18 protein-coding genes are annotated in these 25018 nt (G+C 38.5%); 7 read left to right on the top strand and 11 right to left on the bottom strand.

Going from position 1 to position 25018, the window contains the following annotated elements:
• Positions 1 to 42: 42 nt before the first annotated feature.
• The 9 genes from B3297_RS10950 to B3297_RS10910 form a co-directional block, all read right to left on the bottom strand.
• Positions 43 to 906: a DUF1735 domain-containing protein gene (locus tag B3297_RS10950; protein WP_201639664.1), complete on the bottom strand. Its 864-nt coding sequence runs from the start codon at positions 904 to 906 to the stop codon at positions 43 to 45.
• A gap of 12 nt (positions 907 to 918) precedes the next feature.
• Complete coding sequence (locus B3297_RS10945) at positions 919 to 2493, bottom strand: SusD/RagB family nutrient-binding outer membrane lipoprotein (protein ID WP_201639665.1); 1575 nt, start codon at positions 2491 to 2493, stop codon at positions 919 to 921.
• 12 nt (positions 2494 to 2505) lie between these two features.
• Entirely contained in the window at positions 2506 to 5667 is a 3162-nt protein-coding gene (locus tag B3297_RS10940) for a SusC/RagA family TonB-linked outer membrane protein (RefSeq protein WP_070565125.1), read from the bottom strand.
• Positions 5668 to 6086: 419 nt separating this feature from the next.
• The gene (locus tag B3297_RS10935) at positions 6087 to 7109 is read right to left on the bottom strand and encodes an energy transducer TonB (RefSeq protein ID WP_201639667.1); all 1023 of its coding nucleotides are present in this window, start codon (positions 7107 to 7109) and stop codon (positions 6087 to 6089) included.
• Between the two features lie 294 nt (positions 7110 to 7403).
• Positions 7404 to 8414 carry a hypothetical protein gene (locus B3297_RS10930; RefSeq protein WP_201639668.1) on the bottom strand — a complete coding sequence of 337 codons (1011 nt, stop codon included), beginning with the start codon at positions 8412 to 8414 and terminating at the stop codon, positions 7404 to 7406.
• A 116-nt stretch (positions 8415 to 8530) separates the two neighbouring features.
• Positions 8531 to 10021, bottom strand: coding sequence for a SusD/RagB family nutrient-binding outer membrane lipoprotein (locus B3297_RS10925; RefSeq protein WP_286778914.1), 1491 nt, complete (start codon positions 10019 to 10021; stop codon positions 8531 to 8533).
• 13 nt (positions 10022 to 10034) lie between these two features.
• Positions 10035 to 13271 (bottom strand): SusC/RagA family TonB-linked outer membrane protein, encoded by a 3237-nt coding sequence (locus B3297_RS10920; RefSeq protein ID WP_286778913.1) that lies wholly within the window; start codon positions 13269 to 13271, stop codon positions 10035 to 10037.
• Between the two features lie 647 nt (positions 13272 to 13918).
• The gene (gene serS, locus B3297_RS10915) at positions 13919 to 15190 is read right to left on the bottom strand and encodes a serine--tRNA ligase (RefSeq protein ID WP_286778912.1); all 1272 of its coding nucleotides are present in this window, start codon (positions 15188 to 15190) and stop codon (positions 13919 to 13921) included.
• Positions 15191 to 15500: 310 nt separating this feature from the next.
• A complete protein-coding gene (locus B3297_RS10910) occupies positions 15501 to 16574 on the bottom strand; it encodes a class I fructose-bisphosphate aldolase (RefSeq protein ID WP_115049722.1) in 1074 nt (357 codons plus the stop codon).
• A 111-nt stretch (positions 16575 to 16685) separates the two neighbouring features.
• Here B3297_RS10910 and rsmI point away from each other — a divergent pair, with 111 nt between their 5' ends.
• The 4 genes from rsmI (at position 16686) to B3297_RS10890 (ending at position 21089) form a co-directional block, all read left to right on the top strand.
• Positions 16686 to 17351, top strand: coding sequence for a 16S rRNA (cytidine(1402)-2'-O)-methyltransferase (gene rsmI, locus B3297_RS10905; protein WP_115049720.1), 666 nt, complete (start codon positions 16686 to 16688; stop codon positions 17349 to 17351).
• 36 nt (positions 17352 to 17387) lie between these two features.
• Entirely contained in the window at positions 17388 to 18095 is a 708-nt protein-coding gene (locus B3297_RS10900; RefSeq protein ID WP_115049718.1) for a PH domain-containing protein, read from the top strand.
• 23 nt (positions 18096 to 18118) lie between these two features.
• A complete protein-coding gene (gene lnt, locus B3297_RS10895) occupies positions 18119 to 19744 on the top strand; it encodes an apolipoprotein N-acyltransferase (RefSeq protein ID WP_286778911.1) in 1626 nt (541 codons plus the stop codon).
• Positions 19745 to 19952: 208 nt separating this feature from the next.
• On the top strand, positions 19953 to 21089 hold the full coding sequence (locus tag B3297_RS10890) for a cysteine desulfurase family protein (RefSeq protein WP_286778910.1): 1137 nt from the start codon (positions 19953 to 19955) through the stop codon (positions 21087 to 21089).
• A 171-nt stretch (positions 21090 to 21260) separates the two neighbouring features.
• Here B3297_RS10890 and B3297_RS10885 read toward each other — a convergent pair whose 3' ends face one another.
• Complete coding sequence (locus tag B3297_RS10885) at positions 21261 to 21680, bottom strand: copper resistance protein NlpE (protein WP_070565053.1); 420 nt, start codon at positions 21678 to 21680, stop codon at positions 21261 to 21263.
• An 84-nt stretch (positions 21681 to 21764) separates the two neighbouring features.
• Positions 21765 to 22097 (bottom strand): tetratricopeptide repeat protein, encoded by a 333-nt coding sequence (locus B3297_RS10880; RefSeq protein WP_046674005.1) that lies wholly within the window; start codon positions 22095 to 22097, stop codon positions 21765 to 21767.
• A gap of 401 nt (positions 22098 to 22498) precedes the next feature.
• Between B3297_RS10880 and B3297_RS10875 the strand changes: the two genes are divergently transcribed.
• The 3 genes from B3297_RS10875 to B3297_RS10865 all read left to right on the top strand — a co-directional run bounded on the left by B3297_RS10875 (position 22499) and on the right by B3297_RS10865 (position 24973).
• A complete protein-coding gene (locus B3297_RS10875; protein WP_070565047.1) occupies positions 22499 to 23236 on the top strand; it encodes an electron transfer flavoprotein subunit beta/FixA family protein in 738 nt (245 codons plus the stop codon).
• Between the two features lie 20 nt (positions 23237 to 23256).
• On the top strand, positions 23257 to 24231 hold the full coding sequence (locus B3297_RS10870; protein ID WP_115049713.1) for an electron transfer flavoprotein subunit alpha/FixB family protein: 975 nt from the start codon (positions 23257 to 23259) through the stop codon (positions 24229 to 24231).
• A gap of 115 nt (positions 24232 to 24346) precedes the next feature.
• Complete coding sequence (locus B3297_RS10865) at positions 24347 to 24973, top strand: bifunctional nuclease domain-containing protein (RefSeq protein WP_070565041.1); 627 nt, start codon at positions 24347 to 24349, stop codon at positions 24971 to 24973.
• The last annotated feature ends 45 nt before the right edge of the window (positions 24974 to 25018 follow it).

Here is a 25018-nt window from a genome sequence, read left to right as displayed (position 1 = left end):
GAGGAAAAGACATTACTCTTCCTCTACTTATTAATTGATTAACTAATCTCTCGGTCCGGTGTAGACAAATTTCTCTTCAAAAGTACGTCCGCCTCCATTTGAAGTCCAGTTTACTGTAAGTGTTTTAGTCGCTGGATCGTATTTACTTGTTGGCTTAGTAGCAATTGGTAATAAAGTTGTCATTTCTACTGTAATATTGTTCGTAGCTTGATCAATAGTATAATTTACAACATTTGAATATGTTCCCAAAAGTCCTGGTTTCAATTGACATTTATTTCCGCCAATTGTTACAAGTGTTACTGTCTTATTTGCATTTGGAACAAGAGCAGTGTTTGCAGAAGTTGTATAGGCATAAGTTCCGTCGAAGAAATTTTTACCAGAGATTCCAACAACCATTTTACCAAAGTTTCCAGAGATATTTCCAACGGAAGCAGATTCAATAGAAAATCCAAGCGCATAGCTTTTATCAAAAGTAAAAATACTGGGCTTTAAATCAACAACAAACTTACCTACTCGTTCCCCCTTCTTTATGACAACATCGAATGAAGAAATACTATACTGTGAAGTAGGAAGAGCTACAAACTCATCGTCCTGATCATCATTGTATTCGTCAATTAATGAATTATCTAGCTTAACCTTCACATTAATATCATTCGGGGCAGTATTTGAACCTGCATAATTTACTTCTAATACCAACTGCCCTGTTGGATTCATATCAAATGATAATAAATATAAGGGTAGCTTACTAGTAGTACTAGATTGAATAAAACCAGGATTCTTAAATTCGATAATATTTGATATTGCCCCTGGAGCATCTGGCCCAATCAAAACTTCATCTTTCAAACAAGATGAAAATATAGTGGCAATAACCAATGCTAAAGAAATATATTTTAATATTTTTTTCATGTTATTTTAAATTTATCTAGCCCAAAAAATCTTCGATGTATATTTATCTATTGAAGGAATATTTGCACTATTATAGTTAAACTCAGTATTCGGATACATAACTCGCGTAGGCAACTTATCTGTAGCTGTAGCTTCAGAAGTTATAGAAACAAATGTATTATTTCTGTTTGCAATATTATTCGGATAATATGCATTTGTATTCGGGTTAATCAATGAAGGATACCCTGTACGGCGATATTCGTTCCATGCCTCATGTCCAAACAAAAAATTGAAAGCAACATATTTCTGTGTAATTATGGCTTGCAATTTTTGTACATCCGAAGTGGCGCTTGCTATATTTACTAAATAGTTACTGGCATTTTCTGCTTTATAATTTGTTAAATAAGCTGTTAAATCGGCTGCAGAAACAGTTGTTGCATCCGCTTCATTTCTATTTAAATAATTATACGATGCTTTAATCCCCTCATCAAATAAAGTAGCCACAGTACCAGAAGTTATCCCTTTCAAAGCAGCTTCCGCTTGTAAGAAATAACTTTCCGAAGCCAACAAAATTGGCTGACCAGCCGCGGGGCCTTTTAATATTCCTTTTCCTGTATAGGATGTTGAAGAAGTGCCTAAAAACCAAGAACTTGGTGCTTGACCACGACCAGCATCAGATTGCTGGTATCCCAACTGATTTACAGGCGTAGACACCCCTGTCTTATAAATTAAATTAGCGCGAGCTGCATCAGATATTTTAGTACCATTATAAAATGTCATAATATAGGGCGTTGGCGCATATTGACTTGCAGCTCCTACAGCCGCTCCATCATAGGAATAAGCCCAAGCATTCCACATTGGATTTTGCTTACCGTCATTTTTAGTAAAGCCAGGATTAACAATCACATCAGCTGTTACAAACCCAACATCATCTAGTGTTGTTTTCGTAAATTGAACTTTATCTTTAGCACGCAATAACATTTTTAATTTCAACGTATTGCCTAATTGCGCCCATTTAATACCATCTCCTTTATATAAAAAGTCTGTATTTTTAAATAAAGTTGAAGATGTGCTCGTCTTAAAATAAGCTACCACGCTATCTAATTGTGTACCCAAATCCTTATAGATATCCGTTGCTTTATCATAGGCAGGAGTAAGACTTGCTTTCCCTTTTAAGGCTTGTGAATAAGGAATATCATTATAAGTATCTACCAGATTCACATAGTTATAGACTTTCAATAGTTTTGCAGCAAAATATAAATCCATTTGACCCTGTGGCTTGGCCGTATTTTCAACATATTGAAGATCATTCAATATATCATAACTTGTTGACCACAAGGAATTAAAATCAGTCGTAGTAAAATTATAGGAGATAATTGATCCCCAACCAGAAACTCCACCACCGTTTGCACGATAACCGACCAGTTGTGTACCATAGCTATTATATGTAGGTACAAGGCGTGCTGTAGCTACTAAAGCCTGTGGAAAAACAAGTTGAGGAGTAGACTCTGTAGGATTATTGGGGTTATCATTGATATCCAATGCCTTGGAACATGAGGCTAAGCTCAATCCCAAGCAAGCGTATAGTAAAAATTTATTTCTTTTCATTTTAAGATCAAATTAGAGAGTTAAGTTCACAGAAAAACCGACATATCTTGATGGAGGCGTTTGACCCAAATTAGTCAAACCAATTGCATTACCATTTGACGAGCCATTTCCATCAGAATATTCTGGATCGGTATAAACATTTGATTTTGGCGTCCAGATAAATAAATTACGTCCTTGAACACTTACACGAGCCCCTTTAATTACGTTTTGACCTGCCAAAAATGATTTTGGGATACGATAACTCACAGACATTTCGCGAATTTTCCAAAATGCCGCAGAAGTAATATAATTTTCTTGGATACCCGTACGAGGCCCAGCAATTGACCAATATCCTGGTCCACCGTCGCGTACTGTAATATTTGTATTTTCCACGTATGATTGAGATGCCTCATCCCAATATGAAGAATTAGGAATAACAAAGCGGTCTCTGTTATAAATTCCGGTGTTATAGCCTGCGCCCGAAAAATCAAATGTACTACCACCCGCGTTATAAATATAATTACCTGTACGGTATTCTGCTTGCGTGTGGAATGATAAATCTTTCCAAGTCAAATCTAAATTAAGGCCAAGTGTGTGCGTAGGCATTGCTTTACCTAATATTTTGAGTGTACCATCTGATGAAGGATATCCAGTAACAGGGTCAACGATAATTCGACCTAAATCATCACGTTTGTAATAGGTACCTCTCAATACAGGGAAATCTTCTCCAGCTACCGCGTAAGAACCTGCACCAGCACTCGACCCACTAGTATAGGCTCCCAATTGTAAAACTTCAAGTCCTTCTGCAATAGATTCAACTTTATTATTAAAATATGCATAATTTCCACCTACACTTAATTCCCAATTATCTGTACGAATTGGGATTACATTTAATTTAGTTTCAACTCCTTTACCTGTTGTTGTACCCGCATTTACAAGATAAGACCCATAACCTGTTGCTGTAGAAATTCCCGTCGGCACAACGTTATCAGTTGTGCGATTATCGTAATATGTGAAATCCCAATTGATGCGTCTTTTTGCCCAAGCAGATTCAAAACCTACCTCAAAAGAACGCGTCATTTCAGGCTTCAAACCATCTTGTACTAACTGATTACCAACAGTATGCCCTCCAATTCCATTATATGGATAACCTGCTCCTTGTGAAAATGTTGGCAAAAGACGATAAGCACCAAAGTCTGTTGATGACCCTAAATTCACTTGTCCTACTTTAGACCACGATGCTCTCACTTTTAAGAAATCTAAAGCTTTAAAATCTTTCAAACCTTCGAAGGCATCCGTTGGGATAAACGATAAGGCTGCTGACGGATAGAAGAATGAACGGTTATTTGGCTCCAAAATAGAAACCCAATCATTACGTCCTGTTACGGTCAGGAATAGGTAATCCTTATAGCCAACGTCAATTTTACCCGTTAAACCAAATGTACGTGCCAGGTAATTCGCTTGATTAGCACTTGGGTTGTTGGTACTATTACCCAAATTATAAATCTCAGGAACAGCTAAACCAGATACGCCCGCAGACATTCCAGAATATTCATTTTGAATAAATTGAAAAAGTGCAGTATAGTCAATTTTGAAGTCCCCAGTTTTATTATAGGCATGCGCTATAAAATCCGACACAATTCGAGTAGAATAATTAAATCCGTCCGTAACGCCACCTAAAATATTTTGATATTTATAGGTAGACGTTCCAGCCCAAGATTTTGTAAAATCTGAGAAGGTATATACGCCAGTCGTATTTTTATAGGATTGATTTGATGTAGTAACACCGACACGTCCCAAAACATCAAACCATTCAATTGGTTTATATCTTAATTCCAAGTTACCAATAAAATAATCATTTCTAGTCCGGCTACGATAATTATCTGCCATAAAATAAGGATTATTATAATAGGCATTGAAATAACCATCAGGGGAAGCAAATGGATTATTTTGCCAGTCTTTATAATCGGTCAATGGAATTTGGCCAGGCGTATTTAAAACTCGCTCATAAATATTTGCTGCAGCAGAAGTCGTGTTGTACCTATTTTGAGCGTAATATGTCGAGTAGGTCAAATCAAGTCCTTCCACCAATCTACGCGTTCCAGAAAGCCGTGCCGAGGCTCTATTGTATTTATCACCTGGAATTGTACCCGTTGAAGTCAAATATTGACCTGACAAACGTAATGAACTATTTTCACTCTGCGAAGAGATCGACAAGTTAGTCATATTGGTTACACCTGTATCCCAGAAACCGTCTTTTCCTTTTTTACCTGCATAGCTATACGGAATACTTTGGATGCTACCATCTTGTAATGGATCCCCAATTGGTCGAATTACGCCGTCATAAATTGGACCATATTGCTGATTTTCATGCGGGTTATAGATCTGCAAATCATTGTCAGCTCCCGATCCAAATTGCTTTTGCATCTTCGGAAGAAAGTTTACAGATTCGAATGTAGTCGTATTCTCAAGATCTATTTGGAAGCCTAGACTACCTTTACCTTTTTTAGTTGTTACGATCAAGGCCCCGTTGGCCGCTTGAGAACCATACAATGCTGCAGCATTAGCACCGTTTAGTACAGTAACATCCTCGATATCATCTGGATTTAAGTTACCCAAGATCGATGAAGGGACGATAACGTTATCAACAACGATGAGGGCTTCGTTGTTACCTGTAAGTGAGCGCATACCGCGAAGCATAACCCTAAAATTAGGATTAACCCCCGATGTAACACCTTGTACCAGTAAACCGGCAACTTTACCGGTTAAACCCGTAACGACATTGGACGGCTTTGCTTGCATTAAGTCTTCAGCCTTAATTGTAGTCTGTGCAACACCGACAGAACGACGGCTAGCAGTTAACCCTGCACCAGTCACAACGACTTCATCCAAAACAGACTCGTTGTCACTAAGTTGTATATTATACAAACTTGAACCTTGTGCAACTGTGATTGTTTTGTCTGAATAGCCTACAGAGCGAAAGACTAAAATTTTTCCAGTAGGAACATTAATAGAATAGTTACCGTTTGCGTCGGTTTGTGTGGCTTGGTTAGTGCCTTGAATAACAATAGTAACGCCTGGCAACCCCTCGCCATTTGTACCTGTCACTCTTCCACTAACCTTCTTTTCTTGGGCGAATGCTACCGAAGTTAGGATAGCACCACCCAATAAAAAACTGAGTAGTTTGTGTTTCATATGTTTATGTTTAATTAAGTATGTTTATTTAAATTCTTGGCAATAAAGCAGCTTGGCTAGCAATTTTTTTACTTCTCAATAATTATTATATGCTATGTTAGTTAGTCATACATCTATTAATTCAGCAATGTCAGCTGTTAAAAAATGTTAAATACAAATTTATAACTTTTTTTAACTTTTGCAATGCAAGCATAACTTTGTGATAACATTTATTTTATAATAAACTACAAGCAGCTGAAAAACAGTACATTATTTTCACCTTTAAACGTAACAAAAGTAATTTGGCTTGATTATTCGCTGTAAACTGTCCTAATAACCTAAAATAATCAGTCGACGATGGAAATCCTAAGTTTGCGTAAAATAGAGACAAACAAAGACGGTAACTTATCATAAAACCAAAATATTTACTTTAAGTAAATCTAATGCGTAATTAATTCGAAATTAAATCTCACAGGGACTGTAAAACGCACTCGCACTGGTATTCCTTTTAGGTAGGCAGGAGTCCATTTACTTAACCGTTGCATTGCCTCAATCATCATCCTTTTGACATTTAGATCATAATCTCCCTCAATTTCGTAATCTTCAGTAGCACCAGACTTATTAACGACGAAACTGACAAGTATCGTTTTCTTTTTATATTTCTCAAAAAATTCTGAGGGAAACTGAACTTTACGCATAACCAATCCAATGTCAGCCATTAGATCACCACGATATTTGGGTTCTTGCTTCATGGTCTTGGCAGTATATGTATTAATTTTTCCATCGGGCAAATAGCGCTTCCCATTTATTAATATATCTTCTTTATAAAATTCTTCATATTTTGAATGATCCCAACCAGTCCAAATCCCTTCTCGTTTATCATTAACTAATTCACCTTCGATATATTGACCATTTTTATAGTCAAATCTAAAAAAGCCATTTCCTTTCCGAAGTAGCATATTTCCTACCGAATCCAAATACAGCAAATAATGAGGGAAATTGGACTTAGCCTCTGTTATATTGGGCTCATAATAAACCAAAGCTTTTAATTTTCCATTTGGGTGATAATAATATGCGGTATCAATCAAATAGGAAAGCTCATCATAAAGTTCCACAGATTCCACCTTTCCGGTAGGAAAATAAGACACGGTCTCGCCAAAATACTTTAATGTTTTTCCATCATAATTTAAACTATGTCCATAAAACTTTGGAAGATCCGTATCGGTATAAAAGGCTTGTACACGATAAAGTCTTCTTGGCTCATTTTCAACAGGATAAACTTGTCTATAATAATAAGATTTGTCTTTCGTTGCCAAGAAATCCCCTTCTAGGTCCAAAAAACGAATAATTGTATCCTTAGAAGTGCCAATATGAATAATCTGACCGTCGGTATTTATCTTTATTTGTTGTGCAAAGACTCGAAAAGAACTCCATACTAACAGAAGAAAGATCAACTTTTTCATAAATTAAATTGGTTACTAAATGGTAGATGAATATACAATTAATATCTAAACATTCCCATCCGATGAACCAACAAAGAAGGCAATCTTTCGACTTGCTTAAGCATCAATAAAGCCCCCTATTCGGTATAGTCTAATACTATAATAATAAATATTGCACCTTTACTATAACCATATTACAGCCAGACTTACCTGACAGACCAGGCTAGCTCTAAAATGTAGGGATTGTATTTAGAGAATTTTGCCACATATATAAAGAATCTCTTTCGAAAACGTATCGCAACATGTACCGATGTATTACAATCGTATCGGGATGGTATAATTTATTGCCACAGGCTCTCCTTGCAATCTCCCTGGTTGCCACGGACCAGCACTTTGAATAGCTGTTGTTATTTTTCCTTTAACCCCATTAGGAATATCATTGTCATATTTAAAATCACTGAGCCTCCCATCCTTGTTGACTACAAATCGCACATTAATTATGGAAGACTTCAATTGAGCAATTAAATGGTCTGGTAGGTCTATCTGTCGATAAACAGCTTTCATAAATTGTTCCATTTTAAGAAAAGGCATAGGTGCCAATTCCTTTGTATCGGAGTCGTAGGAAATCAGTTCGCCATTGGCCCGAAATCTTTTTCCGCTTTGAAGAACGCCGGCTAAATATTGCTCTTCATAACGGCTTTCCATATTCCAGCCCTCCCATTTCCCTTCTCTTTCATTATCTTTTAGCTCACCTTCAATATAATCACCATTGTCATAATCGAAGCGAATAAATCCATTCCCCCGCTTCAAAAGATAATTCCCCAAAGAATCCATATACAATAGGTAATATGGTTTGGTTATAGGGCTACCAGTAAATGGATTTTGTTCTGATTCCACTTGTGTAACTAACATTTTCAGTTTGCCCGTGGGATAGTAATAATAAGATGAATCAATAGCTGAACCATTGGTATCGAATTTCTCCAAGCTTTTCAACTGTCCATTCGGATGGTAGGTAGTCGATTCGCCAACATATTTCCAGCCAAAAACCCCAACTGTGCTATCACGGCTATAAGCGAAAGATTTCATGGAATCAGTAGCTGTATAATAGCTAACTATATTAAAAAATCTATTCGATTCATCCCCAACAGGAACAATACATTCATAAGAGTGAGACGCAAGTTTTGTCTTAACTGCATTTCCTGATTTATCAAAGTAATTCACTATCGTATCGCTATTAAACACATTCCCCCTTGCTTTAGAAGAAAAAGCCTCCGTATTAGCTCCTATAAAAACAAGCACAATTAAAACTAAAATCGATCTTTTCATAAAATATACCAGCGTTAATAAGGACGAAAATACGGCTTTTTCCATAATATAATACCAAAATAAAAGCGGCAATTTCTTTCGAAATTGCCGCTTTTATAAGTATATAATCTAAAAGATTATTTAACGTCCCACCATACCGGTGTATAGATTACAACGTTACCTGGATAATTGCTATTTGTGGTTGCTTCACTAAGTGCGTAAGGCATGCGCAAAGGCATTCTGTCTTCACCTAAAGTTGATGCTGCAGATTTAACAAAGAAGGTTGGATATCCTGTTCTTCTCCATTCTGTCCAAGCTTCAAAGCCTTGGAAACCACACATCGCATAGTACTTTTGTGTGATAATAGCTTTTACTTTAGCCTCCACATCACCTGAAAATTTGGCATCTGGCGCATCAGCAATATACTTGGCAGCATCTGCTGTCTTACCTGTTGCTTTAAAGCTCTCTGTAATCCCAGCATTATATAAACTCTGTGCATCTCCTGTTCCCCAACCTCTTACAACTGCCTCAGCCTGTAAGAACAAACTTTCGCTCGCAGAAAACAGTTTTACTGGTGCAACGGCAGATGTTTGACTCATGGCATTACCTCCAACCATTGGCGAAGGAGTAGATACCAATTTTTTTGAATTACTTGAATACGTCCCTTGAGCAATGTAAGCAATTGTATCTTGTATCTTTGGTTCGTTCGTTTCTGGATCTGTGTATTCAACTTTGTCATAGAAAGCAAATCTGCGAGGATCATTATTTTTGACAAAAGCTTGCACAACGGTTCCACTCGCTACAACATTTTGAGTCTTTCCTAAACCAACCATTTCATTGTAGAAAGGATTTTCATTACCTCCTGTAGTTGTATAAGAGATCGTCGCATCTTGATTCAAGAAAACAGCATTGCTCGCATAAAGTGCTTTAATACCTGCAGAAGCTTTAGCTACATTCACATTGGAAAGACGCAAATAAGCTCTCAATTTTAATGTATTGGCAAAAGCCTTCCATTTTTCAAGATCGCCATTGAAAATCATATCCTGACTTGCTACTGGAATGGCTTGTTTCACAGCTAGTAAAGCTAATCCTTTATCAATATAATTGAAAATTGAATCGTATACAACTTCCTGAGCTTCATATTTTGGACTCAAATTTCCATCAGCCTTTGATGCTTCAGAAAGCGGAATATCCCCGAAAGCATCGGTTGCAACCTGATATGCATAAGCTTTCAAAATATGAGCGATACCTTTATAATTTTCGTTATCCGCCACTTTTGAATTGATAATCAATTCAGCATTGTTTAAAGTTCCCCTGTAGATATTACCCCAAACTCTATCCATAGAAGTATTGGTGATTCTATACTGATCGATAACTCTATATTGAGAAGAGGTTGGGTTTTGTGTCCAATATTGTCCCCAAATATTACCAAATACCTGAAAAGAATTTCCAACAACCTGACTGATTGAGGCTTCTACTGTAGGCAATAACAAACTAGGTGTTGCTGACTCCGGGTTATTTGGATTCTCATTGATATCCAAGAATTTATTACATCCAGTCAAGCCCATTGCGCCGATTAAAGCCACAACTAGGAATTTCTTGGTATTATTAAATTTTATAGTTTTCATACTTTATTCGCTTTTAAAATGAAACTTTAACATTGATACCGTAGTTACGCAATGAAGGTTGTGCCGTAAAATCAAAACCTTGTGCATTACCAGCACCTGATGAATTCACCTCTGGATCAGCATATTTATTTTCGCTTGGCGTCCAGATAAACAAGTTATTTCCAAACAAACCAATAGAAGCTGCTCCAAAAGGTGTGTTTTTCAATTGATTTTTCGTGAATTTATAACTCAATGTCAAATTACGAAGCTTGATGTAAGTCGCGTCTACTACATTCATCCCAGACTCCAGTGAACCATAGTAATTTTGCTTATCGTAGGTTACCGATGTATTTTCAATAGAGTTTCCGTTATTATCCAAGTAGACAGAATTTGGGAAAATCTGTGCAATTCGCTCACCACCGGTTTCAGCAGATGTTCCAACAAAAGCCATGATATCTTTTGTTCTTGAATAGAATACACCGCCTTGTTTTGTATCAAATAAAGCACTCATTGACCAGTTTTTGTAGGTCAAGTTAGTACCCAATGATGCTTGGAAATCTGGATTATAAGTACCCAAGTATTGTGGTTTTTCAGTAGCTAACGGCATACCTGATGCCTGATCTACAATCGTACGACCTTGTGCGTCCGTAGCATTTGTAACACCATAAAACTCACCATATGGACGACCTACCGCTGCCACGATATTCATTCCTGAGAAACCACCGACAGAAACTTGTTCTACACCCGGCATCAATTCAATAACTTTACTGTTATTTTTTGTGAATGTACCGAACAATTCCCATGTCAAATTCTCTGTTTTCACTGGCGTTCCTCTTAATGTCAATTCAACACCATTATTTTGGACTTTACCAGCATTTACCAGGGCAAATCCATAACCTGTTGAAACCGGAATTGGAATACTTAGAATCTGATTTTTTGAATTGTTGTTGTAATAAGTAAAGTCTGCGTAAAGACGGTTATTTAAAAATCCTAATTCAGCCCCCACTTCAAATGATGTTGTGATTTCAGGCTTCAAACCCGCATTTCCTATCGTATTACTTGACATCAATGCGGATACGTTTCCAAATGGAAAAGTTGTTGAACCAAAACCGCCAGCAATAGTACTTCTGGAGAAAGTTGTAATCAACTGATAAGGATCAGTATCCGATCCTACTTGCGCCCAGTTCGCACGTAATTTGGCATAATTGAACTTGCTCTTCAATTCTGGCTTAAACAATTCAGACAAGACAAATGATCCACTCACACTCGGGTAAAAGAAAGAGTTATTTTGCTTTGGTAAAGTAGATGACCAGTCATTACGAGCTGTTGCTTGTAAATAAGCAATATTTTTATAGGAAACGTTTAAATCTCCATAAACACCCACTAAACGACGGTTGCTCCAAGTGTCTTCGATTAGATCCAATGGACCATTCGAGTTTGCAAGATTATACCAGCCAGGAACAACTAGTCCTCCACTTGAATTGGTAGCAGTGCTATTATTCGAAGTTTTGCGTTGACGAATATTATTACCAATCATAAAGGATGCGTCCCAGTCCTCATTAAATTTATGAGTAGCGGTTGCCATGAAATCATGTACAATTTCATTCACATTAAATTGATCGATTCTATAACTCCCAGGATCCGTTTGAACGTTTCCTCTTACATAATTACCTGTAGAGTTATCAGCAGGCAGGTAACTATATTTTGGAGACTGCGCTCTTCTACGATCGGTATAATTGTCTAAACCTACACGTTCTTGGAATGTTAACCATTCGGTCGGTTTATAATTTACATTGAAGTTCCCCATAATACGGTTCACATCATTGTAATTATTATAATTAGCTAATACCCAATACGGGTTCATGGTATAAGCACCGTAATAACCGTATACATCATCATGCAAAACACCGTTTGCGTCCGTATATCCATACGCATTATACGGATTTGAAAGATCTTTCAATCCTTTAACATCAATATCGCGCGGGGTCTGCAATAGGTTGTTATAAACAGAACCGCCACCTTGGCCACCACCGACATTATTACTGTTAATACGATTATAATTTACAGAAACACCGGCACTGAATTTATCGGACAATTCCGTGGTTCCATTGAATCGAACACCATATTTATTGTAGTTATCTTTCTTTCCAGGATAAACACCATTTGAATTCAGAGCATTTAATCCCAGATAGAATGTAGACTTTTCTGAACCGCCTGAAAAACTAAGGTTATTGTCAGAAGCAATTCCAAGATCAAAGAAATCGCGTACATTATCTTTTACTGCAGAATAAGCTTTCTTCTGGCGAACGCCATCTATCGCCTGTCCCCATTCTTGAACATTGCCTGTAAAAGGAGCTCCCCACGAACCATTTTCCCTCGGATCATTCACATAATCAATAAAAGCTCCTGTCTTTTCATCAAATGCAGCATAGCCTTGCCCGTATTCATTTTGAAATTCAGGTAACTTCAAAATAGAAGACAATGTATTGGTGGAGCTAAATGTAATGGCACTTTTCGCACCTTTTTTTCCACTTTTCGTTGTAATGATCAACGCACCATTCGAAGCTCTTGAACCATACAAAGCAGCTGCTGCAGGGCCTTTTAATACCGTTACTGATTCGATATCATCTGGATTGATATCATTACCACGGTTACCAAAATCCACACTTGAAAGATCATTAGTTCCACCAACTCTGCTTGTATTATCAATCGGTGTACCATCAACAACGATCAATGCTTGGTTATTTCCGGCAATCGAAGAACCACCACGTAATACAACACGAGATGAACTACCCGGAGAATTTGACGTAGAAGTAATATTTACCCCTGCAACTTTACCAGCTAAGGAGTTGATCGCACTCGAATTACGGCCTTCTGTCAATTCATCGCTCTTAATTGTTGGAGCAGAGTATCCCAAAGAACGTTTTTCTCTCTTAATTGCATTTGCTGTAACAACAACTTCTTCCAAAGCATTGTCATGATTTACTAAAGAGACATTGAATACAGAACTGTTATTGTTAACAATAATAGTTTTATCATCAAAACCAACGGAACGGAATACCACAACCTTACCTGCCGGTACATTCAATGAATAATTACCATCAGTATCAGTCTGAGTAGCCTGATTAGTACCTTGTACAACTACTGTTACCCCTGGTATTGCTTTACCGTCAGCAGATGTAACAAGACCACTAATCTTTTTTTCTTGAGCGAATGCAACCGAAGTCAGAATCATACCGCCAACAAGAAAACTTAGTAATGTTTGTTTCATGTTTTAGTTAGTTAATTTTATTATTTTTCTAATCCTATATTGATATAAATTATATCCGTTATCATAACCGTCTAAACATAAATTGCCTAAACAATAAACAGCAAAAAAAGCATAACATGCTATTGCAGTTCATTTAGTAACAGTTGAAAATATTATTGGAAAAGCAGGCCCCAGGTAGATATAGGGTCAGTCCTTAGATAAATATCCAGCTGTAAAATTTGCTCTTTTCAGCATTTACAGTAAATAATAGTTAGTGCGATTTTTATTAGCGGTGTCAAATATAGAAAGCCAAAGTTGCTTTTACAAGTTTTTTAACATAATCTATCGATAACAGGAAATACCGCAAGAATAAGTTCACAATTTTACAAATTGTTACAAAAGAAGCATTATAGAATAAAAAGTCATCAAACAATTTACGGACAGAATTTTATACGGAATCAACCATAATTAACAAAACATTAACAATGTTATAAGAAAACGTTAACATGCCATTCTATTATTTTTTCATATGGAAATTATAGTTAATTTATAATCATTCTAAACATCTTAAAGTCGAGTTATAACAAAAAAAGACGCTCTACCTTCTCAGGCTGAGCGTCTTTCATGCTGATATTAAATAAGTCTAAAGATGACTTATTTATTGTTATTTAATCGATATACTCAAATTTGGTGTACGGAACCAAAACCGCAGGAATCTTAATTCCTTTTTCTGTTTGGTTATTCTCCAATATCGCTGCGACGATACGTGGTAAAGCCAATGCCGAACCGTTTAAGGTATGTGCCAGCTGCATCTTGCCATCGGCATTTTTAAAACGGACCTTCAAACGATTCGCTTGATAAGTTTCAAAATTGGAAACGGAAGATACCTCCAACCAACGTTTCTGAGCAGAGCTATACACTTCCATGTCATAGGTCAATGCAGCAGTAAAACTCATATCTCCACCACAAAGGCGCAATACACGGTAAGGAAGCTCTAACTTCTGCAACAGCCCCTGTACGTATAAACTCATTTCTTCAAGCACTTCGTAGGACTTTTCAGGATGTACAATCTGCACCGTCTCCACTTTGTCAAATTGGTGTAGCCTGTTTAATCCGCGTACATGTGCCCCGTATGAACCTGCTTCACGACGGAAACAGGGTGTATATGCACAATGTTTAATGGGGAATTGTGCTTCTTTCACAATCTCGTCTCTATAAATGTTGGTGACCGGAACCTCAGCTGTAGGGATCAAATACAGGTTGTCGTTACCCACATAGTACATCTGCCCTTCTTTATCCGGCAATTGTCCCGTAGCAAATGCAGAATCTTCATTGACCAAAATAGGTACCTGTACTTCTTCGTATCCTTCTTCGGCAGCCTGATCCAAAAAGAAATTGATCAAGGCGCGTTGCAATTTAGCCCCCTTACCTTTATAGATAGGAAAACCTGCTCCCGCAACTTTTACGCCAAGCTCTAACTCAACAATACCATATTTATTCAACAATTCCCAATGCGGCAATGCATCCTCCGACAAAGCTGGGATTTCGCCATGGCTCAAAACAACTTCGTTGTCCTCAGCACTTACACCTGCCGGAACGGATTGATGCGGTAAATTAGGTAATTGCACGATCTTCTCATTCAATTCTGCCTCAATTGTACCCAATTGATCCAAAAGTTGCTTCACTTGCTCCTTATACCCCGAGGATTTGGATTTAACGGTTTCAGCTTCTTCTTTTTTACCTTGGCGCATCAGATCTCCAATCTGTTTTGCTGCCGCATTAGCCTCTGCCGAAAGTGCGTCCGATTCCGATTGGACCTTACGGCGATCTTCATCTAAACTGATGATTTCGTCGACCAATCCAATTTCCTTGAAATGCTTGACAGCCAATCTTTCGATTACCGTATCCCTGTTCTCACGGATATAATTTAATTGCAACATAATATAAATGTGTTATTTAAAATAGTGAACAAACTTAGATAAATTTGCCTTTATATACAAGCTATTTTATTCCTAAACCACCATTCAAAAGGCTTTTTGACTGCTTTACGGCACTCTATTTCCATCGCACCGCACCGGCGAACATCCACCAACTCATCGAAGACTGATCTTCAACGGGATCGGTTTACAAACTATGATCCATAGAAAGAGCGTATCCATTAGACTCCTAATCGATACGCTCTACAGTTTGGTCTGTACTACAAGTGCTGTTGTGAAATTTAATCTGATGAACTCAGGAGTCGCGCATTTGCTAAGCTATGCTTACTTCGTCGCATAAATAAACATCCTGAATGGCATGTAATAATGCGACACCTTCATTCATTGGTTTTTGAAAGGCCTTACGGCCGGAGATCAAACCTGTTCCACCTGCGCGCTTGTTGATAACCGCTGTTTTTACAGCTTCTTGTATATCATTCTGCCCCGAAGCCCCGCCAGAATTGATCAAGCCTGCCCTGCCGGCAAAGCAATTAAGCACCTGGTAGCGGCACAAATCAATAGGATGATCGGAAGAAAGTTGGGTATACATGCGTTCATCCAGCTTTCCATAACTACTTTTACCCATATTCAGCGCTTTAAAGCCGCCGTTCAATTCGGGTAGTTTTTGCTTAATAATATCCGCTTTGATCGTTACGCCCAAATGATTGGCCTGTCCGGTAAGATCCGCAGCCAAATGATAATCTGTATCGCCAACTTTAAACGCCGAGTTGCGCAGATAACACCATAATACCGTCGCCATTCCCAAGGAATGGGCTTCTTCAAATGCTTTTGCCACCTCTATAATCTGACGGTCGGATTCCTCAGACCCAAAGTAAATCGTTGCCCCTACCGCAACAGCCCCCATATTCCAGGCCTCGCGAATTGTTCCGTACAAGATTTGATCGGCTCGATTAGGATAGGTCAATAGTTCATTATGATTTATTTTAACCAAAAACGGAATCTTATGTGCATACTTTCGGGCAACAGCGCCCAAAACACCAAAGGTAGAAGCCACGGCATTACAATTTCCCTCCAAAGCCAGTTTGACGATATTTTCTGGATCAAAATACTGTGGATTTGGCGCAAAAGAAGCTCCTGCACTGTGTTCGATTCCCTGATCAACAGGCAGTATCGAAAGATAACCGGTATTGGCTAATCGACCCGTTCCAAAAAGTTGCCCCAAACTCCGCAAGACCTGAGGGCTACGATCACTCGAACTATATACTTGGTCAATAAATGCTGCTTGTGGAAGATGAAGCATTGTTTTGGAAACTGCGGGTTGATCAAATTCTAACAAATAACTCGCTTCAGCACCCAGATGTGCCTGTATTTTTTCAATGTATTGCATAATTTATTTAAAATAAAGTGATGGAGTTTACCATAATCTTTAAAATAAAACTCCAAAAAGCACAGAATGTTTTAGCGCATATTATATAGTAAAAAAAACTTAACTTTGACCATGTTATATTTAGTTCCAACACCTATTGGCAATCTGGAGGACATGACGTTTCGTGCGATCAATGTCCTGAAAGAAGTAGACCTCATCTTAGCAGAGGATACAAGGACCAGTGCTCCGCTTTTGAAACATTTTGGAATCGACAAAAAAGTATTTGCGCATCATCAACACAATGAACATAAAGCGGTCTCGGAAATCATTAAATTTCTGAAAGAAGGGCAAAATATTGCTTTGATTTCGGACGCAGGGACACCGGCGATCTCAGATCCGGGTTTTTTACTGGTACGTGAGGCCATCAAGGAAGGACTCGAAGTACAGTGCTTACCAGGCGCAACAGCTTTTGTTCCAGCGCTTGTCAATTCGGGCCTTCCCAACGACCGTTTTTGCTTTGAAGGTTTTCTCCCCGTCAAAAAAGGAAGACAAACGCGCTTAAAAGCTTTGGCAGAGGAAAAAAGAACGATGATCTTCTACGAGTCGCCACATCGTATTCTCAAAACCATCGAAGAATTTATCACCGTTTTTGGAGCTGAAAGACAAGCTTCGATATCGCGTGAACTGAGCAAACTCTATGAAGAAAATGTTCGCGGAACATTAACTGATTTAAAATTACACTTTGGAAACAATCCGATTAAAGGAGAATTTGTATTTTGTGTAGCGGGATTGGAATAAATTTTGACAATCTTTAGGTATTAAAAAGTATTTGACATGAACATGGAACAATTTGCACAGGACGGGCAGGACATAAAAATCATTGAAAAATTGGTGACTAAAGTCCAAGATATGCTTACTCCAGGGGAAAAAATAGATTATATTGCAGTTCAAAAGAAACCTGCAGTTACTATTTTACCAGATAGTATCACCATCAGTAATAAGCGCATATTTATGTGCGAATTTACTAAACTGGGTCTGGCTACTGATTTTGAAATCTTCGGTTGGCAAGATATCAAGGATATTGCCTTTAAGGAAGAAATCTTCGGTTCAAAAGTTACGGTTATACCATTTACTGGCGAGAATTTAAGCATAGACTATATCCCTAAAGTTCAGGCTAGGAAATTGTATCAATATATTAAAGCCGCCCTTGAAAACTATAAAAAAGCCGAATTGGCTGCCGAAAAAGAAAAAATAGTCATTGCTCCAACAGTTGCAAAGGAAGTGATTATCGAACGGCCAGAAAATAACACCCCGGTTCAGCCAGCAGTTACAGCTCCGGCGGCACCTCAAGCTGTTGTATCGGCACCAGTAACTCCGCCAGCGCCAACGGTATCAAACATCCCCCCCGCTCCACCCGTTAAAGAAGAGGAAGATGATGAAATCACCTTAAAGCTCAAAAAATTAAAAACACTCTTCGACAAACAATTGATTACCCAAGAGGAATACGAGAGTAAAAAGAGAGAAGTTTTATCCAGTTTATAATCATAAATGGAAGAAAATATATTGTGAAAAACAACTATTTACTGGCACTTTTAAGTGCCTTTTTATTGTGGTTGGGCTGGCCTCCAATCCCCTATTCCAGTCCATTGTTATTTATTGGATTTGTGCCACTACTAATTGCAGTAGAAAACATTATCCGCAATGAAACATTCAAAAGAAAAGGTCGTAAAGTATTTTTTACAGCGGGACTCACGGCTGTTGTTTGGAACACGGCTTCCATTTACTGGGTTTACAACTCCATCTCGGCAGTTATGCCGCCTTTTGCAGCTGTTGTCATCAGTCTGATACCTTTTTGTCTTGGCGCCGCTTTAATGGCGTTGGCTTTCAGGTTATATGGGCAATTACGAGGCAAAACGAACATCCTGTTATCCCTTTTCGGATTAATGGGATTCTGGATAAGCTATGAATTTCTACACGAATCCTGGGATTTAGCCTTCCCCTGGATGACTTTGGGTAATGGTTTCGCCAATTTCCATCAATTGATCCAATGGTATGACATCACAGGGGTTTATGGCGGAACAATATGGATCTGGCTGGTCAATATCTTAGTATTTACACTCTACCTCAATCGAAAAGGACTTTATCCGATCAAACATAAGATTGTCCCGATTGCTTCTTTGGCTGCAGTCTTATTAATTCCCAGTACCTACTCGCTGATACGTTACTTCAACTACGAAGAACATCAGAATCCGGCACAGATTGTCGTCGTACAGCCTAATATTGACCCTTATATTAAATTCAATTTAAGTCCTGAAGAACAATTAAATACCTTATTCTCTTTATCAAATTCGGTCGCCAAACCCAATACAGAGTTTTTTATCTGGCCTGAAACTGCGCTTTCACAGAACGGCGATTTTGATGAGGAAAACTTTAGGGAAACGTATTCTTACCAGCGCATTTTAAAATTTTTAGATCAATATAAAAATGGCAATGTACTTTCAGGTATTGAAAGTTATCAGCTGTACAACTATGCAAAAACACCTACTGCGCGTGAAATAGCTCCTAATGTATATCAGGATAATTTCAATGCCGCAACATTGATCGATTATTCCTCCAAACTTCAGTTTTACCATAAGTCCAAACTCGTTCCGGGCGTAGAGCAAATGCCTTTTGGAGCAGCGATGAACTTCCTGAAACCTCTATTTAAAGCATTCGGTGGTACGACGGGTGGCTACGGAAAACAGGCTGAACCTTCGGTATTCTATGCCCAGAGCGGTATTGGTGCCGCACCCGTTATCTGCTATGAATCCATCTGGGGCAATTATGTTTCCCAATACGTCAAAAAAGGAGCTCAGTTTATTGCTATTATCACTAATGACGGCTGGTGGGGCAATACTTCGGGTAAAGACCAGCATTTACAGTATGCAAAACTGCGTGCGATTGAAAACAGGCGCTGGGTTGCCCGGTCGGCGAATACAGGGATTTCAGGCTTTACCAATCAACGTGGTGATATTGTACAGCAGACTAAATGGTGGCAGCCTGCGGCCCTAAATCAGGAAATCAATTTAAATGAAGAAATTACGTTCTACACGCAAGCAGGTGATATCGCTGCCTATTTGGGTTTGGTGCTCGCACTAGGAGGAATTGTGATACTCATCGTGGTCAGACCAAAAGAGAACTTGTCTAAATAGAAAAGTAGCGCCAAACTGAAGTAATAGATTGGCGCTATTTTTTTCATCAGAACGGAAAAATACTCATCTTATTCCTTTCCAGGCAAAAGAGCCTAATTCTGATGAGACCCGCTACGCCAGCACTGTCAGCTACAATTAGGAAAATAAAATGATAAAAATAAGTCATTTTATACCTCTAATTTACTTGAGAGATTTGTAATTTTGCAGCATGCAAGTATATTTTGATAATGCAGCGACTACAGCCTTAGATCCTGAAGTAATAAAAGTAATGGTGGATGTGATGAACAATAACTTTGGAAATCCATCTTCTATCCATAGTCACGGACGACAAGTAAAAACAATTGTAGAAAAAGCACGTAAAACGATCGCCAATCTACTTCATGTATCTCCAGCAGAGATCTTCTTCACATCGGGTGGAACCGAGGCGGACAATATGGCCATCGTTAGGTCAATCGCCGACTTTGGGATAACCCATGCCATCACCTCACCTATTGAGCACCATGCCGTATTACATACCTTAGAAGAGCTAGAAAAAGCCGGTAAGGTGCACCTCGACTTATTGGAAGTTGACGAGAAAGGTAATTTAAATCTCAACCAGCTGGAAGAACTTTTAAGTACCAATCCGCGTACTTTTGTTTCCATTATGCATGCCAATAATGAGATCGGAAATCTCAACGATATTCAACGCATCGCCGAGTTATGCCAAAAGTATAATGCGATATTCCATTCGGATACTGTACAGACCATGGGTCATTACCCACATGATCTTGGCAGTCTGAAAATAGATTTTATAACCGGAGCTGCACATAAATTCCATGGTCCAAAAGGAGTTGGTTTTCTTTATATTAACGCCAACAACAAAATTAAACCATTGATCTACGGTGGAGCACAAGAACGTAACATGCGTGGCGGAACAGAAAATGTCTATGGAATAGCGGGTCTTGCCAAAGCTTTGGAACTTGCCTATGAGCACATGGAAGAACACCGCGCTTATATTCAAGGACTCAAATCTTATATGATCGACGAGTTGCAAAAAGCAATCCCCGAAATTGATTTTAATGGTGTTATTGAACCAGAAAAATCACTGTATACCGTACTGAATGTTTCTTTCCCATGTAGTGACCTTGCTGACATGCTTTTATTCAACCTGGATATTGCAGGAATCTCTTGTTCTGGTGGCAGTGCCTGCAGCTCAGGAACAGACATCGGATCGCATGTATTGGGTGCAATCAAAACCAGCTCGGAGCGTCCTTCGGTTCGTTTTTCATTCTGCAAGCATAATACAAAGGAAGAAGTCGATTTTGTGGTAGCAACCTTGAAAGAACTTTGTACAAAGAACAAATAGCATTTATAGGTAAAGCGTCAGGCATGCCCCGCAAGTGAAAAATAAATTATCAGGCTTGCAGCAAGAAAGAACTTATTCAATAGCCGAAAAACAGCTATACATCCAAAAACATAAAAAGCCGAAAGTATATTTTCGGCTTTTTATGTTTTAATATATCCCTTAGGCTACATATCAATTTTTTGTCAAAACATAATATTTGGAAATATCACCCGTTATGTCATTTCCAGAGAGATCCAGTTGACTGAGTATCCGATTTCCTAATTTGAACTTATAGTCGACGCCGTCCAATGTAATGATGTTGCCATCCAATTTCCATTTTCCTTCACGCATAAACACATCATCACTTTTATTAAGGTATTTAGATGAATATTGGTAGGTGTTGTCTGCATGCAATGAAATAAGCGTTTCTATACCATCACAATCCGCACAAGGCATGACACCTCTATATTCACCAATCACTACTTCCGCCTTATCCCTACCTTTTAGGTCTTGTAAATTATCTTTATAGACCGCAACACTTTGTTTGGGATTATCACATCCCACCATTCCAATTGTCAATAACAAACCCACAATCCAAATATACCTTTTCATCTCATTCCAAATTCAAAAAAATCAGCATCTAACAGTTACACCAATAAATTCATAACAAATTAAATACCAAAAATTTAGAAAAGATTAAAAATCATCTTCATCATCGTCTGTCAAGAATGACAATGCACCTTGTAACTCGCCCAAAGCATGGAAATTACGCGTCTTGCGAGCGATCTCAATCCCGGATCTATAGGTATTAATCGCGGACTCCTGTCTATTCAATTTTTCGTACAATTTACCCAAATGATAATACGTTCCTACATAATCTGGATTTGTATGTACTAAATTCTCAAATCTTACCATGGCCTCTTGTTCATCTTCCTGCTTGAGATATTCAGCTGCAATCGCATATTTTAAAAATGGATCTTCAGGGCTCTCTTTCAAAAATTCATTCAGTTGATCCAATCGTGTCGACATATCTTTTTTATTTCAAACTTAGACAAATTGCATATTATATGCAATTTAATTGTATATCCACTAAAACAATTCCCCGTCTCTCCATATCACACGAAAGGCTTTTATAAACAGGAACCCCGAATGAGCTGTGATGCTTTATGAAATTACTATGCTAGCATATAAAATGACAATTTACTGACGTAATAAATCTATTGTCAAGAACCGGCTATTTAAAATAAAAAATTACAAAAAAGACAACAAAACACCTCAATATTATATCACATCAAAAAAAATAAAAGAAAAAAACTAGTAAAATTACAAATTCATCAAAATCACAAGACGACTTTTTAACAGCATTTAAAACGCCTTAGCACTTTTTAATTGAAAGAAAATATGGTAAGTTTGAGTAAAACCAATCGTATATGAAAATATTAGTTTGTATAAGTAATGTCCCTGACACTACATCCAAAATCACTTTTACAAATGACAACACTGCATTTAATACAGCTGGTGTACAATTCATTATAAACCCTTATGATGAAATTGCTTTATCCAAAGCAGTTGAGTTGGCCGAAGGTGGAAAAGGAACCGTAACTGTCATCAATGTGGGCGATGCATCTACAGATGCAACCATTCGAAAAGCATTGGCAATTGGTGCAGACAATGCTGTACGGATTAACGCCGTTCCGCGCGATGCTTGGTTTGTTGCGAATCAGATAGCACAATATGCCAAAGACAATGCATTTGATTTGATCTTAACCGGCCGGGAATCAATCGACTATAACGGTGCTCAAGTGGGAGCAATCGTAGGAGAACTGCTGCATATCCCTTCTGTTTCCATTGCCAAAAAAGTTGACATTGCGGGCGACGCAGTCACAGTTGAGCGCGAGATTGAAGGTGGAAAAGAAGTATTGACAGCAAAGCTACCCATCGTCATTGGCACTGCCGAAGGTGTTGCCGAACCTAAAATACCGAATATGCGTGGTATTATGAGCGCACGGACCAAACCATTGGATGTGCTGGAACCTTCCGCAATAGACGTTCTTGAACACATTGTCAGCTATGAGACGCCTGCTCCACGGGGTACGGTCAAACTTGTTGACGCTGCCGAGGTAGAAAAATTAGTTTCTCTTCTTCACGACGAAGCTAAAGTTATTTAATCTTTAAACGCTAAAACACTATGTCTATACTCGTATATGTAGAAAATACTGATGGAAAATTCAAAAAATCAGCTTTTGAAGTTGTTTCTTATGCAAAATCCATCGCCGATAACATACAGACTGATCTTGTGGCTATTTCAATCGGAAATGTCGCTGAAGACGAACTTGCTGGTTTGGGTAAGTACGGTGCTTCCAAAGTATTAAATGTCAATAATGAACAACTTGCTTCTTTTGTAAACCAAGCGTATGCAAGCATCATTGCTGAAGCCGTAAAAAGTACCGGTTCAAAAATACTTGTGCTGTCCAACTCATTCTCAGGTAAGGGACTCGCTCCACGTATTGCAGCCAAATTGGAGGCTGGTCTGGCCGATGGCGCACTCGAATTGCCGACCATTAATGGCGACAAACTGACTGTCAAAAAGACGGCATTTTCCAATAAGGCTTTCGCTACGCTCGAACTAACCTCGGATATAAAAGTCATCGCACTTAGTCCAAATGCATATGAAACAAAAGAGACCGGTGGTAGCGCAAATGTCGAAACTTTTGCTCCGAATATTGACCAAACAGATTTTACAACTATGGTCAAAGAGATTGTTCGTGCAACAGACAAAATATCCCTTCCGGAAGCTGAAATCGTCGTCTCTGCCGGCCGTGGTCTAAAAGGACCTGAAAACTGGGGGATAATTGAAGAACTCGCCGATGTGCTTGGCGCGGCTACAGCCTGTTCAAAACCAGTATCCGATGCTGGCTGGCGCCCGCATTCGGAGCACGTAGGCCAGACAGGTATTGTAGTGAGTCCCAATCTCTATATCGCAATCGGTATCTCCGGAGCAATCCAGCATTTGGCTGGAGTAAGCTCATCCAAAACAATCGTTGTCATCAATAAAGATCCAGAAGCGCCCTTTTTCAAGGTGGCCGACTATGGAATTGTAGGCGATGCCTTCGACGTCGTTCCGAAATTAACGCAGGCATTGAAGGCTTACAAAGGTATTTAAAGCTTTCATCCGATATATTCTCCCCATTTATCCAAAATGAATGGGGAGTTTTTAGTTGTTATAATTGCATATAAAAGCAAATTTATCTAAGTTTGTAGACCGCTTTGGAATTAAAATGAAGAAAATCAGATTAGATATCGTTGGTTTATCCTATAGTCAAACACAATCTGGCGCTTATGCTCTTGTATTGGGAGAAGTGGAGGGCAACAGAAGATTGCCCATCATCATCGGCAGCCATGAGGCTCAAGCTATTGCTATTCGGATAGAGAAAATGATTCCTAGTCGTCCGCTCACACACGACCTATTTCAATCTTTTGCAGATTCTTTTGGTATTAAACTCATTGAAGTACTGATCTATAATTTGATTGAAGGGATATTTTATGCTAAAATTATCTGTTCCGACGGCAACAAGATTGTAGAAATTGATGCCCGGACATCCGATGCAGTTGCACTGGCTGTACGGTTTGAAGCTCCGATCTATGCCTACGAATTTATTATGTCCTCTGCTGGAATTATCATTGAAGGACATGAGTTTGCATTTTTGGAAAACCTGGACAAATCCAACAAAGTTCAGGATCCAAGTGTTGTTGAGGTCGAAGAAAAAATACCTTCAAAATCCCCACAAAATCCTTTCTCCTCGTTGACAGATGAGCAACTGGAGCAAGCACTTAATCAGGCATTGACCGAAGAAAACTACGAGCAGGCTGCCTTGATTAGGGATGAGATTTCCAAAAGAAAATAACTCCTTTCATTAAAGCGAAATAAAAATTTTAAATAACATCGATTT

This window comes from Sphingobacterium sp. UBA3519 (assembly GCF_002377215.1).
Classification (GTDB): Bacteria; Bacteroidota; Bacteroidia; order Sphingobacteriales; family Sphingobacteriaceae; genus Sphingobacterium; species Sphingobacterium multivorum.
Note: the sequence above shows the minus strand (reverse complement) of the source record. Positions and strands in the feature narration are given on the sequence as shown.

Excerpts from the sequence above, each read along its gene's own strand:
- B3297_RS10950 (WP_201639664.1), bottom strand. The coding sequence starts at position 906 with ATGAAAAAAATATTAAAATATATTTCTTTAGCATTGGTTATTGCCACT.
- B3297_RS10945 (WP_201639665.1), bottom strand. The coding sequence starts at position 2,493 with ATGAAAAGAAATAAATTTTTACTATACGCTTGCTTGGGATTGAGCTTA.
- B3297_RS10940 (WP_070565125.1), bottom strand. The coding sequence starts at position 5,667 with ATGAAACACAAACTACTCAGTTTTTTATTGGGTGGTGCTATCCTAACT.
- B3297_RS10935 (WP_201639667.1), bottom strand. The coding sequence starts at position 7,109 with ATGAAAAAGTTGATCTTTCTTCTGTTAGTATGGAGTTCTTTTCGAGTC.
- B3297_RS10930 (WP_201639668.1), bottom strand. The coding sequence starts at position 8,414 with ATGAAAAGATCGATTTTAGTTTTAATTGTGCTTGTTTTTATAGGAGCT.
- B3297_RS10925 (WP_286778914.1), bottom strand. The coding sequence starts at position 10,021 with ATGAAAACTATAAAATTTAATAATACCAAGAAATTCCTAGTTGTGGCT.
- B3297_RS10920 (WP_286778913.1), bottom strand. The coding sequence starts at position 13,271 with ATGAAACAAACATTACTAAGTTTTCTTGTTGGCGGTATGATTCTGACT.
- serS (WP_286778912.1), bottom strand. The coding sequence starts at position 15,190 with ATGTTGCAATTAAATTATATCCGTGAGAACAGGGATACGGTAATCGAA.
- B3297_RS10910 (WP_115049722.1), bottom strand. The coding sequence starts at position 16,574 with ATGCAATACATTGAAAAAATACAGGCACATCTGGGTGCTGAAGCGAGT.
- rsmI (WP_115049720.1), top strand. The coding sequence starts at position 16,686 with ATGTTATATTTAGTTCCAACACCTATTGGCAATCTGGAGGACATGACG.
- B3297_RS10900 (WP_115049718.1), top strand. The coding sequence starts at position 17,388 with ATGAACATGGAACAATTTGCACAGGACGGGCAGGACATAAAAATCATT.
- B3297_RS10890 (WP_286778910.1), top strand. The coding sequence starts at position 19,953 with ATGCAAGTATATTTTGATAATGCAGCGACTACAGCCTTAGATCCTGAA.
- B3297_RS10885 (WP_070565053.1), bottom strand. The coding sequence starts at position 21,680 with ATGAAAAGGTATATTTGGATTGTGGGTTTGTTATTGACAATTGGAATG.
- B3297_RS10880 (WP_046674005.1), bottom strand. The coding sequence starts at position 22,097 with ATGTCGACACGATTGGATCAACTGAATGAATTTTTGAAAGAGAGCCCT.
- B3297_RS10875 (WP_070565047.1), top strand. The coding sequence starts at position 22,499 with ATGAAAATATTAGTTTGTATAAGTAATGTCCCTGACACTACATCCAAA.
- B3297_RS10870 (WP_115049713.1), top strand. The coding sequence starts at position 23,257 with ATGTCTATACTCGTATATGTAGAAAATACTGATGGAAAATTCAAAAAA.
- B3297_RS10865 (WP_070565041.1), top strand. The coding sequence starts at position 24,347 with ATGAAGAAAATCAGATTAGATATCGTTGGTTTATCCTATAGTCAAACA.